The following is a 14,690-nucleotide window of genomic DNA, read 5'->3' as shown; positions in this document are numbered from 1 at the left end:
TTTATGAAATTTTATCTTAAATAGTTAAGTAGCGTCAAATTATTAACTTTAGCAATTGATGCAAGAAGTGCTTGATATGAAACATTTAGCGTATTCAATCTCATAGAAGCTTCTCCAAGGTCTGTATCAATATTTTCTGATTGGAGAGTTTGTACATTAATTTTAAGCATATCAACCCTCTCAATAGTCATATCAAATTCATTACTAACAGCACCTATTTTAGCGTGAGATCGCCTTACTCTATCCATTACATGCTCAATTGCTTCAAGTGCTCCTTGAATTCCATAGTTTCTTGGATTATTTGAACTAGCATCAGCAAAGTTTTTACCATTTTCTACAGCCTCAATTGCTTTTTGTAAAGTATCAAAAAAGTTAGTTTGAGGAGAATCTATAGTAATAGCATTATTTTCCATAAACGAAATAGAATTATTATCAGTATACATACTAACTTTTATATTAGTGGAAGTTGTTGTCAAATCTTTTATATAAAATCTTCCTTTACTATCCATTCCTGTTTCCACTTCTTTTTTTGCTGAAGCCAATGCTGTTTGATAATCCTCAGGCGTATTAGAATTAGGAATATTCCCTGTTACCAGCATTGATATTACATCTCCAAGCTGAGAAAAAGTAACTCCTAATGATTTTTTCTCAGTAGTGCATAACTCACAAGTAACTGGATCAAGTTCACTTTTTATTGTAATAGTAGTATGAGCTGGTGTTTTTTCTCCAAAATTATTATAAATATCAAAAACTTCATTAGGGTCCTTAGTCCCATCTCTGTTTTTATCTATCCAAAAATTACTTAAATGTCCATTAGCATCTGGAGAGTCCCTTAAAGTTATCTCAGCAGTATATAATGTATTATTTTTATCATAAAAATTAACTTTTATAACTTGAACACCATCCTGAGGAATATCTACTCCTAAAGTATCTAAAACCACTGTATTATTTGTAGCATACTCTTGAAGAGGATTTTGTGTCACAATCTTTTGTCCATCTTTATAATAGACAATAGTATCTTTAGTTACTTGAGAAACATTTGATAAAACTAAATTCTCTGAATTTTGCATATAAAGCTTATTAAAACTTACACTATCTTTTGCAGCAAAAACTTCTAGATTATTTCCCCCTGAATCTTCTCCTGTTATAGTTAAACTACCAAGTTTTGGATTATCTGGGTCATCAGTAATAATTATTTCACCATCTCTTAATTCTGCTTTAACTCCAAAACTACTAATAGCATTTAGAATATCTTGCATTGTAGTATTATTAGTTATAGTTAAATCTACAGGAGGTAAAGCATTTCCATTTCTATCAGTTGCTTCAAAATGAAGATTTGATAACGTTTGAATAGAACCATCACTTGTTCTAATACCTTCACTTCCTAAAACATTAACTACTTTATCTTGAGGTAAAGCATCTCTACTGCCATCAAGAAGCTTAAACTCAGCTCCAAACTTAAAAATATTATCATTAAAATATTTATTACTTGTTTTTATTGTATCAATATTTCTTATTGAGTTAAACTCGCTTTTTTGAAATTCAACTATATAATCTCCATTTTTTACAAGATCTTCTACACTTGCCCTATCAGCATCACTTGCAACTAAGAAAAAATCAGTAATTAGTTTTCCTGAATTTAAATCTTTTATTTGAATTTCTCCCATATCATTTAAACTAACATCTACAACTTTACTCGAAGCAGTATTTCCAAATTCTTCTCCAATCTTTTCTAATAAGTCATTTACTTTAGCAGAATTTGATAAAGAGAATTTTGTATTAATACTTTCTCCATTTGGTTTTCTACCTTTAATATAAAAATAACTAGTTCCATCACTATAAGTTCCATTTCCATTATCTATATCCTCAACACCAGTTAACATTCTTATTTCACTATCTATTGTTATTGGTTCATTTACAGGCACTGCTCCTGGTGCATCAGGATTTGGGTTTGTTTTATCTATATAAAGTTTACCATCAGCTCCTCTTACTACAAACTGAGGATTTGCTTTCATTTTGTCAAATTGAGGAATATTTAAAGTCATATGCTTTTTATAATCATTATCTCTTCCTAAAAATATTTCACTTCCAGGAATATTGTATTCTCTCTCAACTCCAGCACCAAGAAATGCTTTAACATACTTGTCATTTCCTTGATATGAAAAATCATCACCTATTGGCTTTTTATCAAAAGCACTTCCACTAAAAATATATTTCCCATCAATTGAAGTATTAGCCAAATCTTTTAAATGATCAAGCATTCCTTTTAAATCACTTACAATTGCTTCACGGCTAGTTTCATCATTTGTATCATTTGCTGCTGTTAATAGTTTCGTTTTAAAACTCGTAAGAGTTGATACAATATCATTTATTGTGGTATCAGTTTCTCTCGCAAAGGTTAAAGCAAAATTAGCTGAGTCTTTTATCTGAGTAAATGAGTTTATTTCTTTGTTTAGCTTTAAATATTTAGAATATATTACAGGATCATCATACATATTTTGAATTTTTTTACCAGTAGCAATTTGAGTTTGAGTATCTGTCAAATCACGAAGTTCTTTTTGATGATTTATAAGAAAATTATTATATAAAGTAAATTGAGTAACTCTCATTATTATCCTTTAAGGATTTAAAAAAAGAAGCAAAAAGTGTTCCTATTTAAATTTTAGCTCCTTAACTGCCTTTTGAAGTTTTTCATTCAAACTTTCTATTTTTTTAAGTATTTCTTCAAACTCTTCAATTGATTCAATATCAGCTTTATATAAACTATCAAATACCTCTTTAAACTGCCTCATAAGCTCATACATAGTATTAGTAATATTTACTAATGTTTTACTTTCATTAGTGATAGTACTACTACTTTGTTTTAAAGAATTAATAGTAATTTCAACTTCTTTAGTAGCCTCTTGCGTTCTTTCAGCTAAGTTTCTAACCTCATCAGCAACTACTGCAAACCCTCTACCATGTTCACCAGCTCTAGCTGCTTCAATTGCAGCATTTAATGCTAATAGATTTGTTTGTTCTGAAATGTCTTTAATTAATTGAATAACATTATTAATTTGCTCAATCGAACCTTCTAATTGTATAAAACTTGCATTAGTATTATCTGTAAAGCTTACAATCTTATCTATTTCATCATTTAATAATGAAAAAGTATCTTTTAAATCTTTTATAAGATCTCGTACTACTTTTTTCATCTCTTCAAGTTTTTTTAATTCATATACTCTCTCTTCACTCTCTTTTGCTATATCTTCAAATTTATTTTCATCTTCACGCTGCTTAAGTATTTGTTTAATTTCTTTTTTTAATTTTTCTATCTCTTTTTGTAAATTTTGATTTATCTCTTTTATTGAATCATTTTGTCTTTTTAATTCAAGATTTTCATCTTCTAAAGCAGCATTTTTTGATTTCAATTCTTCAATTTGCTCAATGTATTTTTTGCAAAACATCACTTTTCCTTTTTTCAAGTGCTTTTACTTTTACACTTGTTGTAGTATTTTGTATAAAAAATATATCGTCAATTTCTATTTTATTTAAAGAAACTCTTTTACCATTTTTTACAATTTCTCCAAATCCTTCTTTTTCTCTTTTTTGAGGATTCAATGATTCATATACATTTTTTAAAGATTTCAGAGCGTTTAATTTTGCATATAATACTTCATTTGTTGAAGATTTTAAACTTTTTTTAAGTAACTTAATATCTTCTTCTTGCTTTTTTATACGACTCCTAGGTGAAAAAGTTTCAAAACTACTTCTTAAATGATTAATCGCAAAAACTTTATCTTGAATAATTACTTCTAAAGAATTTTTAAATTTTTCTTTTATAAAACTAATCTCTCTTTCAATATTTTCTATTTTTTTATCAATTGAATTTGCTTGAAAAAGTTCTTTTAAATGAGAAACTATTTTTTCTTTCTTTAAAATAATGCTATTCATTTTATATTCAAAGGAATTTATCATTTCATCTATCATCAAAAGTATCTCATTTTTATCAGGAAGAGCAATCTCTATAGCATTTGATGGAGTTGCAGCTCGCCTGTCTGCTACAAAATCGCTTATTAAATAATCTATTTCATGCCCTACTGCTGAAATAATAGGAATTTCTGCTTCAAAAATTGCATCAGCCACAACTCTTTCGTTAAAAGCCCATAAATCTTCCTTACTACCTCCTCCTCTTCCTACGATTATTAAGTCAAACCGACTTCCATCTTCAAAAATATACTCATTAGCCCTTCTTATATTCCTTGCTATATCTTCAGCAGCCCCTTCTCCTTGTACTGAAGTATTAAAAAGATAAAATCTACTCAGTAACCATCTTTTTTTTGCGATTCTTAGCATATCATGCAGAGCTGCTGCTGTTGAGGAAGTGACAATTGCAATGCGCTTTGGAAATTTAGGAAGAGTTTTTTTATACTTTTCATCAAAATATCCAAGAGCACTCAATTCTTCTTTTAACCTCTCAAATGCAAGTTGAAGTGCACCTATTCCACTAGGAGTAATACTCTGTGCAATAAGCTTATACTCACCTCTTGGAATATATAAATTTATTGCCCCATATACTAAAACTTTATCTCCCTCTTTTAATCTAAACTTTAATTTAGATAAATTTCCTCTCCACATTGCACAATTTATAGCGCTATTTTCATCTTTTAAAGTAAAGTACAAATGTCCTGATGAATGATAAACTACTTTACTAACTTCACCTTCTACATATACTATCTCAAAATGTGAATCAAGAATTGATTTTATTTGATTATTAAGCTGAGATACACTAATTGGTTTCATTCCATACCCTGTTTAGATATTTGAAATTTTGTATTTAAATTGAAACAAATTTTAAATCTTACAATTTTCATTCAATTATGCGCTTAATTCTTGGAGACATTTTTACTAAAATATCATAAGTTATAGTATCAAAATTTTTTACAAACTCTTTAATATCATCAAACACTACTACTTTTTTATGTACACCTTTTACAATCATATAATCCATTGAAATTTTTCCAAGAGCAACAGTATCTTTTAGTTTACATCCATTTTTAAAATAAGGTATACCATCTGCATATCCTACATCTATAGTAGTAATTTCTATATCTTTCTCACTCATAAAAAATTTATTATACCCACATCCTTCTTTTTCTCTTAAAGTTCTTGTGCTAACCCTATCTGCTACAAGTTTCATAACAGGCTCAAATCCTTCAATTCCCCCATACATTGCAATACCTGGTCTTACAAAATCAAGAGTATTTGGAAGTTTATGTAGGGCTGCTGAATTTGCTATATGAAAATATGGAAAGTTAAGAGAGTTTTTTTTACAAAATTCAACTATTTTTTCTTTTACTTTCAAAAATTTATCATATTGAATAAAAGTATCAGGGCCATCTTCATCAGCACAACAAAAGTGAGAAAAAACCCCTCTAAGAGTAAAGTCTTTTTCTTTTATTATCTTTAACGCTAGATCTACTTCTTCTTCCAAAATCCCATTTCTTCTAAATCCAGTATCTATTTTCAAATGGATATAGGGGTGTCTATTTTTTTTAAGTTGAAAGATAGAGTTGATAGTAAAAGAAAAATTAATAGCACTTCTAGCAGTAGTAGGATTAAATATCAAAATCTCTTCAAAAAACTCTCTTACAAGTTCTGCCTCTTGAAGATTCCTAACGCATACTTTTTTTATTCCATAACTTTTAAGAAGTTTTGAAATAGAAAATATACCATGTCCATATGCATTATCTTTAACTACTGCTAAAATGTTTGGATTGATTTTAGAAATTTTATCAAGATTTTTGAAGAGATTTTGTTTATTTAGATAAATTGTAGCCACAAGGGCTTACCCTTTTAGTGGCTTAATTAAATCAAATGGATTTTCAATAACTCTTTTTCTATCTACTACATATGGGATAAGTGCAACTTGTCTTGCTCTTTTTATAGCTTTTTGAACCATATCTTGGTGTTTTTTACAAGTACCAGTTAATCTTCTTGGCATAATTTTATATCTCTCAGATAGTGAATATTTAATTAAATCAAGATCTTTATATCCAATATAATCTACTTTCATTTCACAATATTTACATCTTTTTTTTCCATATTTTTTCTTTGGATCTGCTGCCATTATCTATCCTTTAAAATGGTATTTCATCTTCATCGATATCGATTGAAGGTATTTCATTGTTTTGTTTTGGTTGTTGCATCTGAGGCTGCGATGCTGGTTGTTGTGATAGGTTTCCAGCATTATATCCACTCTCTTCTACACTTGATTTCGAGTCCATAAATTGAACTCTTTCAGCAACAATTGAATGTTTACTTCTTTTCTGTCCGCTTTGATCTACCCATTGATCAAGAACTAGCCTACCTTCAATAAGTACTCTTCTGCCTTTACTTAAATATTGGTTTGCAATCTCTGCACTTCTACCAAATACTGTAATGTCAATAAACATTACTTCTTGTTTATTCTCACCGGTCATTGTATCTTTATATGTCCTATTTGTTGCAAGGCCAAACTTAGCTATAGCAGTACCATTAGGTGTATATCTAAGCTCTACATCTCTTGTAAGGTTACCGATGAGAATAACTTTATTAAACATTTTTTGTCATTTCTTCCCAGCGCTTAATATCTTTTTTAGTTTCATATTTTACTGTCATAAATCTTAATATATCTTCATTATATCTAAGTTGTCTTTCAAGCTCTATAACAGCATTTGCTGGTGCTTTATAATAAATTATATAATAATGTCCTCTTTCAAATTTAGCAATAGGATATGCAAGTTCTCTTACACCAATATTATCTACTGCAACTACTTCCCCATTGAACTGTTCAATAACTTTCTTCACGTTTTCAATAACTGCTGCTTTCTCTTCGTCAGCTAAAGTTGGTTTAACGATAATCATCGTTTCATAATGTCTAAGACTCATTAAATCTCCTTTTGGCTTTTTAGCCCCTATGCCGGAGCAAGGAGGCGTTTTTAAAATTTGAGGCAATATTATACAAAAAAAATATTAATTTTTCAAACTTACCCAAAAGCACTAATTTGTGTAAACATATTAAAAAGTAGTATAATTCTTTAAAAAAAGGAGAAATAATGTCAAAAATTAAAGTAGCAATAAATGGTCTTGGAAGAATCGGGAAAATGGTTCTATGGCATTATGTAACAACTAAACCCGAAAATATTGAAATAGTTGTTGCAAATGGAGGAAGTGGAACACCTGAAGATTTAGCTTATATGTTAAAATTTGATTCAGTACATGGTAGATTCCCAGCAAATATTGAATATACAGATAACTCTTTAATAATTGATGGAAAAGAAATAGAAATTGTAAGCGAAAGAGACCCTGCAAAACTTCCTTGGAAAAAATTTGAAATCGATATTGTAATTGAAGCAACTGGAAAATTTACAAAAAAAGAAGATGCAGCAAAACATATTGAAGCTGGAGCAAAAAAAGTAATAATAACTGCACCTGGTAAAAATGTAGATAAAACATTTGTCCTTGGAGTTAATGATAATGAATATGACCCAGAAAATCACAATATAGTTTCAAATGCAAGCTGTACTACAAATTCGCTAGCTCCTGTTATGAAAGTTTTAGAAGATGAATTTGGTGTTGAAAGTGCTCTTGTAACAACTGTTCATGCTTACACTTCATCTCAAGTTACTATTGATAAGAAAAAACCTGGAAAACATAGACGTGGACGTTCTGCAGCAGTTAATATTATCCCAACTACTACTGGTGCTGCAAAAGCTACAGTTGAAGTTATTCCATCTCTTAAAGGTAAAATGCATGCAATGGCTCTAAGAGTACCAGTACCTGATGTAGCAGTAACAGATATTTCAGTAACTCTAAAAAAAGAAGTGAGCGCGAATGAACTTAATAAAACATTTGAAAAATATGCAAATGGTCCAATGAATGGAATTTTAGGAATCACATATGATGAAGTAGTATCAACAGATATGATCGGAAATACAAATTCAAGTACTATTGATGGGCTAAGCACAAGTGTTATTGATGGGAATAAAGCAAAAATTCTTGCATGGTATGATAATGAATTTGGATATTCAAAAAGAGTTTTAGAATTATCTACTCTAATAGCTTCAAAAATGTAAGAGGTTTTAGAGGTAGTAAAGGTATTAGAGGTATTAACATTACTAACCTCTATAACCCTTATAACCTCTACTAACCTTTATAACTTCTACTATCTTTTATTAACTCTTAGCAAGCTTACTTACATATGCGTTAGAAACTCCTAAATATCTTGCAATCTCACTATATTTATAACCATTTGCTTTTGCAGCTTTGATAGCTTCTTTTTTATCTTTATACTCAGCAAAAAAATCGCTTAATTTTTTTCTAACAACTCTAATGTTTCCATCTTCATCTTTTATAATTTTTGGTTCTTTGTAAACCTCATCAATTTCAAATTTTTCAAGCGGTTTTCTTAACCACTCAACATATTCATTTAGTGGTTTTGATAAAATTTTACTATCCTCAATTATTTCAAAAAACTTTGTTTTCTTTAGTCTGAGTGCCAATGATTGATACTCATATTCTGTTATATCTTTTACTAACCCTAAAGCTAAAGGATTTCTTTCGATGTATTTTACTACTTTATAGAAATGGTCCTCATCAAAAAGCATATAACTCTCAAATCTACCTTTCCATAAATGACCAATTCTTCCAGTCTTGTAATTGTACCAAGCAGCATATGCACTATTTAAAAACCTCATAGCTTCCGATATATTTGGAAGATGAGTTTCAATTAAAATATGATAATGAGTTGGTAAAATAGCAAATGCATGAAATGTTATTTTATAATCATATTTCGTTTTTAACATTAATTCCATAAATTTAAAATAATCTTCTTTTTCACTAAAAACTACACTTTCATTTACTCCACGATTCACAATATGGTAAAATCCTGGATCATTTACTCTTGGTTTTCTTGCCATTTTATCTCCTTTGACACTTTATAAAAAAATTTTACAAAAATTATACACAATTTTATAAAAATTCGCTAAAATTTTTATATAAGAAAAAGGAAAAAAAATGGAAGTTTGTATAATTGACGATAACAAAACTTTTTTAAAACATATTGAAAATCGCTTAAAAAAGATAGGATTTCATAAAATTAAGTTATTCTACACTCCAATCGAAATAATCCAATATGTTAAAAACAATTCACCTGAGGTTATAATGATTGATTATTTCCTTCCAAAAACAAATGGTATAGACTTATTAAAAATCTTAAAAAAATTAACTCCAGAAACAATTTTCATAATGATTACTGCTTCAAAAGATGAAAAAATAAAATCAAAAGCTTTAAAATCTGGTGTAGACGATTTCCTAAATAAAGATATTACTTTTTCTGAATTTCAAGCAAAAATGAATATGATTAAAAAGTTAATATCTCTTTCACAAAAAGAAAAACAATTAAATGAAATTTTAAAAAAAGAAATAGAATATAAATCTTCTCAAGAAAAATTAGCAATAATTAAACATAAAAAGATAATAAAAAATGAACTCTCAATGTTTTTTGAAACAAAACATCTTATAGAAAGTTACTATAAACCTAAAGATATTTTAAATGGAGATACAGTATTTTCAAAAAAATTAAATGAGAACGAATTTGTTATAAGTATTATTGATGCAATGGGAAAAGGACTTAGTGCTTCTCTTACTTCTATAAACGTAACTACTTTCTTAGAACATTCCATCGACAGATCAATAAAATTAAATGATTTTAATTTTCAAAGAACTATACAAGATTTTATAAATTACTCAAAATCTATCTTACTTGATAAAGAAATATTATGTGCAAATATAATTTACATAAAAAATGAAGAACTTTTTTTTGCAAATTTTGGTATGCCTCCTATTTATACTCCAAATAAAAAATATAAATCCAATAACCCTCCTATAAGTAAACATCTAAAAAATATAAATATAAGCTCCATTCCCCTACCAGAAAAGTTTTTTATACTCAGTGATGGAATATTAGAATCTAGACTAAAAAATATAAATTCTCTTTATTATGGACACTTTATAAAAAATATAAATGCTGACTTTTTAAAAAAAATTATTACAGATTTTAAAGAAAACGCTTTTCAAGAAGACGATGTATCAATAGTTCACTATTTTCAAGATAATATTAATAATAAAATTTATGAAATAGAAGAAATAATAAAAGATAAAGACAGCATTGACAAACTTTTACTCAAAATTCCGATAAATTTAATATTATATCAAAAAATAATCTTTATTTTACAAGAACTACTTATGAATACTCTTGAACATGGTATTTATGGTTTACAAGTTAAAAAAGAAAAAGTGTCTATAAATAACTCAAAACCTATTAATGATCATATAAAAGTAAAAATTTCAATATATAAAAAAGATGATTTAATTAAACTTTTATTTGAAGAAGATAGTAAAGGATTTGATATTAACATTTTAAATGATATAAATATATGTAAATATCATGGAAGAGGTATAAAAATAATAAAATCTTTAAGCGAAGGCTTATTTTTTAATCATAAAGGAAATAAAATAAAAATTTTTTTAAAGGAGATAAAATGAAAAGTAAGATTAAAGCAAATTCAATTGAAATAGTAGAACCAATTATTACTATAAAAGATAGTGAAGAAATTATCTCAAATATTGAAAAAATTGCAAATGAATATAATTCTATTATAATTCATATAAAAAACTCTTTTTCTTTCCCTTCAAGTATCATAGCTACTCTTGAAAAATTAAAAGATGAAGGAAAAGATATAAAAATTATCATAAAAGACGATATAATTTACGAGCTTTTTAAAGATTTGAACTTAGATAAAATGTTTAATATAGCAAAGGAATAAAAATGGAAAAAATACATTCAATTGTAAAAGATTTTAATTTAAAACTACTTTTAGTAAATTTAGTAACTTCATTAATTTTACTAGCCTTTACATATTTTTATCATCCATCAGTATTTTTAGAAACAATTATTGAACATTTAATAGTAGCAATAGTTATACAAACAGTTGCATATTATTTATTAAAAATTTATGTAATCAAACCTATAGAAGAATTTATTTTTATCTCTAAAGAAATTAGTGAAGGTGAAGGTGATTTAACAAAACAAATTCATATAAAACAAAACAACGAAATTAAAGTAGCTGCAAACTATATCAATAAATTTATTAGCAATGTAAAAAATATAGTAACTCAAATTCAAGGCCTTTCACATACTATAACAAGTAATTATATTAAACTAGAAGAAATTACAAGAGACTTAAAAGAAACAATCAATCAAACAGATAAAGAAGCTAATGCTATTTCAAATATTTCAAATACACTTTCAAACCATCTTGACAAAACAGAAGAATCTGTAGCATCAACTACAAAAACATTAATAGAAACTTCAAACTTTTTAGAAAAATTCGCAAATGAACTAGAAAAAGCAATTAATGACATTAACCAAATTAACTCAAAAGAACAAGAACTAAACAATCTATTAAATCAATTAAATAATCAAACGGAAGAAATAAAAAATGTATTAAAAATCATAAGTGATATAACTGAACAAACTGAGCTTTTAGCTTTAAATGCTGCAATTGAAGCAGCAAGAGCAGGAGAACATGGAAGAGGATTTGCAGTTGTTGCTGATGAAGTTAGAAAACTTGCTGAAAAGTCAGCAGAATCTTTAATAAATATTGAAAAAATAATTAAAAACATAACTTTTACTATTACTACTACTAGTAAAGAAATTAATAAAAACTCTGAAAAAATGAATTATTTAGCTCAAAACACATCAAATATCCAATTAGACTTAAGAGGAATATTAGAAATGAACAAAGAAAATATAAATTATGCAAAAACAGCTACAAAAAATGTAACTGTTATGGCTCATAACTCAAAACAATTAATAGACCATTCAAAAAATCTAACAAAAATTTCATCTAAAAATCTAGGTATTGCAAATACAATAGAAAATGTGACTAATTCTCTTAAAGAAAACTTAAATATTCTAAAAAATATTTTATTAAGATTCAAAACTTAAACAATAAAATTAATATTCAATTTTTAATTCTTTCTATTTTTTTTAATTTCTATTTTTTAAGTCTTTCGTTATGACACTGACCAAATAAAGTGAAACAATTGCAAATTTTAGCGAAATAAAGGCGTTAAAAAAAGCATTCTGTTTGAGCATAGCAAGTTAATGCTTTTTAGCCTTTATGTAGCGTTAAAAAATTTGCTTTTTTGTTGAACGTACCTTCATTATAAAATATTACAAACAATATCTAATTTTATTATATTCTCTCAACTCTTATAATTTTATAACCTCTTTTAATAAGTCTTACCTTATCTCCTTTTTTAATATCTACACCTTTCACAATTACTACTATATGTTTTCCATTATCAAGCTTTATAAAAAGTTCTTCTGCGTTTGCTTTATTCGCTTCATATCCTACAAAAGCCCCTGCAAGTCCTCCAAGAAGTGTAGTAATTATACTGCCTTTCCCCTCTCCCATCATACTACCCAAAACAGTCCCTGTATATGCTCCTATTATAACTCCACTACCATCATCTTTTAGTACTACTTTTTTTACATCCTCCACTACACCTGTCTCATAAGAAAGCTCAACTCCAGCATCAACAAGTGATACTTCATTTGACTTATACATTTGAGTGCATCCACTAAACATAAATAAAACAAAAATAGCCAAAATTATTTTTTTCATTTTATATTCCTTTTATAAATTATAAAAACTCTAATTATTTTATTATTATACATCTTTTCTTGTTATTTAAGATTATATACCACAAAAATATTAAAATATCAAAGTTACATTTAAAATTAAAGATTATACTAATTATAATTTAAATGTATACTATTGCAATTTATTAAATATGCTGGAAAAGAGTGCAAATTCTTTAATATTTCAAAAAAATATTGAATTTTAAATTGTTTCACTCAATTAATAAATAATAAATAATATAAATATGAAATTAGTGTTTTATTACAAAAGTTCAAGTTTATACAAAATTAGAAAAAATATAACTTTAATTATTAGCTCAAATAAACATTCATAGTTTTATCAAGGAGTTTCATAATGAGGATAAATAATTACTTAGCAAAAATTTACAAAAGAGCAATATTTAAATATTAAGATCTGTCACTATTTTACAAAATAAATGGCGGAGCCGACGGGACTCGAACCCGCGACCTCCGGCGTGACAGGCCGGCATTCTAACCAGCTGAACTACGGCTCCATGGTGGTCGCTGCAGGGCTCGAACCTGCGACCCCCAGCTTGTAAGGCTGGTGCTCTCCCAGCTGAGCTAAGCGACCATATCAAAAAAGTGTCAATGGATTTCTTAAATTACATGTAGTGGCGTCCCCAACGGGATTCGAACCCGTGTCGCCGCCGTGAAAGGGCGGTATCCTAGACCTCTAGACGATGGGGACAGATGGTGACCCGTGCTGGATTCGAACCAGCGGCCCTCTGCTTAAAAGGCAGATGCTCTACCGACTGAGCTAACGGGTCATCTTCACAACTCTTCGTTGTGTGGGTGAAATTATAAGAAAAATATTTTTTAAAGTCAAGAGCTTTAAAAACAATTTTATAAAAATTCACAAAAAAACAAAAAATTATTTAAATTATACCAATTCTCATATATTCATAACCTTTATAATATATTTATAAGAAACCAAAGATTTGATTTGCTCACTTGTATATGAAAGTAAAATTTCTTCAACTTTTTTTCTAATTCTTCTATTGTTTTAAATATTATATTTTTTAAAAATTTCTTTATATCTTCAAATCTTCTCTCTTGTGGATTTAACTCTGGCGAATATGGAGGAAGATATTCAATTTTTATATTTTTTGGAATATCAAGTTTTTTAGATTTATGAAAATTCGCATTATCCATTATTAAAACTATATTATCATTTCTAAATTTTTCACTTAAGTTTTTTAAATATTCATTAAAACAAATACTATCTAAATGTGACATATACATTGAAAAATCTTCTTCACTTTTTATATCTGTTGCTTGATATAAATAAAAATATTCATATTTCTGTTGATATGATATTATTGGCTTTATTCCTTTTGCTGTCCATTTCCTTCCTACATCTGTTATCAACCCAAATCTACTCTCATCATAAAACTTTATTCTTGCATTTGGATTATTCTCTACTATTTCTTTAATTCTTCTCTCTTTAAACTCTTTTACTTTATTCTCATCTTTATTAATATTTGAAGGTCTGCCCTTTTTTTTAATACCTAATTTCTTGCACCAATAACTTATTGTTTTTATTGATAATTCTTTGTTATATTCCTTCTTTATCCATTCTTGCATTGATTTTAGACTATCAAACCCTTCTTTTGCTTTTTCTTTGAATTTCTCAAACTCTTCTTTATTTAATCTTGGTATTCTCCCTTTATAATTAAGTTTTAAATTCTCTATTCCTCCTCTTCTGTATAATCCCCAATATTTCTTTACTGATTGTATGCTTATATCCAACTTCTCACTTACATCTTTTAATTGAATATTTGGGGTTTTCTTTAATAGATAAATAACTTTTATTCTTTTGTAAATTCTCTCATCTTTCTCTTTTCTTAACAACTCCTCCAACTCTTCTACACTCTCTTTTATTAATTCTTTATATTTTACTACTCTCATAAAGTTATTATATATAAGTTCTTAGGTATTT

Annotated in this window: 14 protein-coding genes and 4 tRNA genes; 4 read left to right on the top strand and 14 right to left on the bottom strand. The window is 27.5% G+C overall.

Annotation, left to right across the window (positions count from 1 at the left end; translation table 11 throughout):
* Positions 1 to 11 precede the first annotated feature (11 nt).
* The 7 genes from flgL to rpsF all read right to left on the bottom strand — a co-directional run bounded on the left by flgL (position 12) and on the right by rpsF (position 6,909).
* Positions 12 to 2,609, bottom strand: a complete 2,598-nt coding sequence (gene flgL / locus ACYQ1U_RS00090) for a flagellar hook-associated protein FlgL (protein WP_459883098.1) — start codon at positions 2,607 to 2,609, stop codon at positions 12 to 14.
* Between the two features lie 42 nt (positions 2,610 to 2,651).
* Entirely contained in the window at positions 2,652 to 3,194 is a 543-nt protein-coding gene (locus ACYQ1U_RS00085; RefSeq protein WP_459886325.1) for a methyl-accepting chemotaxis protein, read from the bottom strand.
* A 229-nt stretch (positions 3,195 to 3,423) separates the two neighbouring features.
* The gene (gene xseA / locus ACYQ1U_RS00080) at positions 3,424 to 4,782 is read right to left on the bottom strand and encodes an exodeoxyribonuclease VII large subunit (protein WP_459883095.1); all 1,359 of its coding nucleotides are present in this window, start codon (positions 4,780 to 4,782) and stop codon (positions 3,424 to 3,426) included.
* Positions 4,783 to 4,849: 67 nt separating this feature from the next.
* Positions 4,850 to 5,821 (bottom strand): alanine racemase, encoded by a 972-nt coding sequence (locus ACYQ1U_RS00075; protein ID WP_459883093.1) that lies wholly within the window; start codon positions 5,819 to 5,821, stop codon positions 4,850 to 4,852.
* 6 nt (positions 5,822 to 5,827) lie between these two features.
* Positions 5,828 to 6,109, bottom strand: a complete 282-nt coding sequence (gene rpsR, locus ACYQ1U_RS00070; RefSeq protein WP_123351491.1) for a 30S ribosomal protein S18 — start codon at positions 6,107 to 6,109, stop codon at positions 5,828 to 5,830.
* 10 nt (positions 6,110 to 6,119) lie between these two features.
* Positions 6,120 to 6,581, bottom strand: a complete 462-nt coding sequence (gene ssb / locus ACYQ1U_RS00065; RefSeq protein ID WP_459883089.1) for a single-stranded DNA-binding protein — start codon at positions 6,579 to 6,581, stop codon at positions 6,120 to 6,122.
* Positions 6,574 to 6,909, bottom strand: a complete 336-nt coding sequence (gene rpsF, locus ACYQ1U_RS00060) for a 30S ribosomal protein S6 (RefSeq protein WP_459883087.1) — start codon at positions 6,907 to 6,909, stop codon at positions 6,574 to 6,576. The genes ssb and rpsF overlap by 8 nt, the downstream gene beginning before the upstream one ends.
* A 167-nt stretch (positions 6,910 to 7,076) precedes the next feature.
* Between rpsF and gap the strand changes: the two genes are divergently transcribed.
* On the top strand, positions 7,077 to 8,096 hold the full coding sequence (gene gap, locus ACYQ1U_RS00055) for a type I glyceraldehyde-3-phosphate dehydrogenase (protein WP_459883085.1): 1,020 nt from the start codon (positions 7,077 to 7,079) through the stop codon (positions 8,094 to 8,096).
* A 99-nt stretch (positions 8,097 to 8,195) separates the two neighbouring features.
* On the opposite strand, the gene ACYQ1U_RS00050 is transcribed toward gap, so the two are convergent.
* A complete protein-coding gene (locus tag ACYQ1U_RS00050) occupies positions 8,196 to 8,939 on the bottom strand; it encodes a transposase (protein WP_459883083.1) in 744 nt (247 codons plus the stop codon).
* Positions 8,940 to 9,036: 97 nt separating this feature from the next.
* On the opposite strand from ACYQ1U_RS00050, the gene ACYQ1U_RS00045 reads away from it, so the two are divergent.
* From ACYQ1U_RS00045 to ACYQ1U_RS00035, 3 genes are read left to right on the top strand one after another with little or no spacing between them, the layout of a single operon-like run.
* Positions 9,037 to 10,566: a response regulator gene (locus ACYQ1U_RS00045; RefSeq protein WP_459883081.1), complete on the top strand. Its 1,530-nt coding sequence runs from the start codon at positions 9,037 to 9,039 to the stop codon at positions 10,564 to 10,566.
* On the top strand, positions 10,563 to 10,847 hold the full coding sequence (locus ACYQ1U_RS00040; RefSeq protein ID WP_459883079.1) for a hypothetical protein: 285 nt from the start codon (positions 10,563 to 10,565) through the stop codon (positions 10,845 to 10,847). Before ACYQ1U_RS00045 ends, ACYQ1U_RS00040 begins: the two co-directional genes overlap by 4 nt.
* Before the next feature lie 2 nt (positions 10,848 to 10,849).
* Positions 10,850 to 12,031 carry a methyl-accepting chemotaxis protein gene (locus ACYQ1U_RS00035; protein WP_459883078.1) on the top strand — a complete coding sequence of 394 codons (1,182 nt, stop codon included), beginning with the start codon at positions 10,850 to 10,852 and terminating at the stop codon, positions 12,029 to 12,031.
* Positions 12,032 to 12,281: 250 nt separating this feature from the next.
* Here ACYQ1U_RS00035 and ACYQ1U_RS00030 read toward each other — a convergent pair whose 3' ends face one another.
* The 6 genes from ACYQ1U_RS00030 to ACYQ1U_RS00005 form a co-directional block, all read right to left on the bottom strand.
* The gene (locus tag ACYQ1U_RS00030; protein WP_459883077.1) at positions 12,282 to 12,713 is read right to left on the bottom strand and encodes an outer membrane lipoprotein; all 432 of its coding nucleotides are present in this window, start codon (positions 12,711 to 12,713) and stop codon (positions 12,282 to 12,284) included.
* Between the two features lie 455 nt (positions 12,714 to 13,168).
* Positions 13,169 to 13,245: transfer RNA gene (locus ACYQ1U_RS00025), tRNA-Asp, on the bottom strand.
* A gap of 1 nt (position 13,246) precedes the next feature.
* Positions 13,247 to 13,322: transfer RNA gene (locus tag ACYQ1U_RS00020), tRNA-Val, on the bottom strand.
* Positions 13,323 to 13,363: 41 nt separating this feature from the next.
* A tRNA-Glu gene (locus ACYQ1U_RS00015) sits at positions 13,364 to 13,439 on the bottom strand.
* A 3-nt stretch (positions 13,440 to 13,442) separates the two neighbouring features.
* Positions 13,443 to 13,518: transfer RNA gene (locus ACYQ1U_RS00010), tRNA-Lys, on the bottom strand.
* Between the two features lie 142 nt (positions 13,519 to 13,660).
* Entirely contained in the window at positions 13,661 to 14,659 is a 999-nt protein-coding gene (locus ACYQ1U_RS00005) for an IS630 family transposase (protein ID WP_459883075.1), read from the bottom strand.
* Positions 14,660 to 14,690: the final 31 nt, after the last annotated feature.

It is taken from the genome of Caminibacter profundus (genome assembly GCF_054657155.1).
This window is presented reverse-complemented; position numbering and strand designations above follow the sequence as displayed.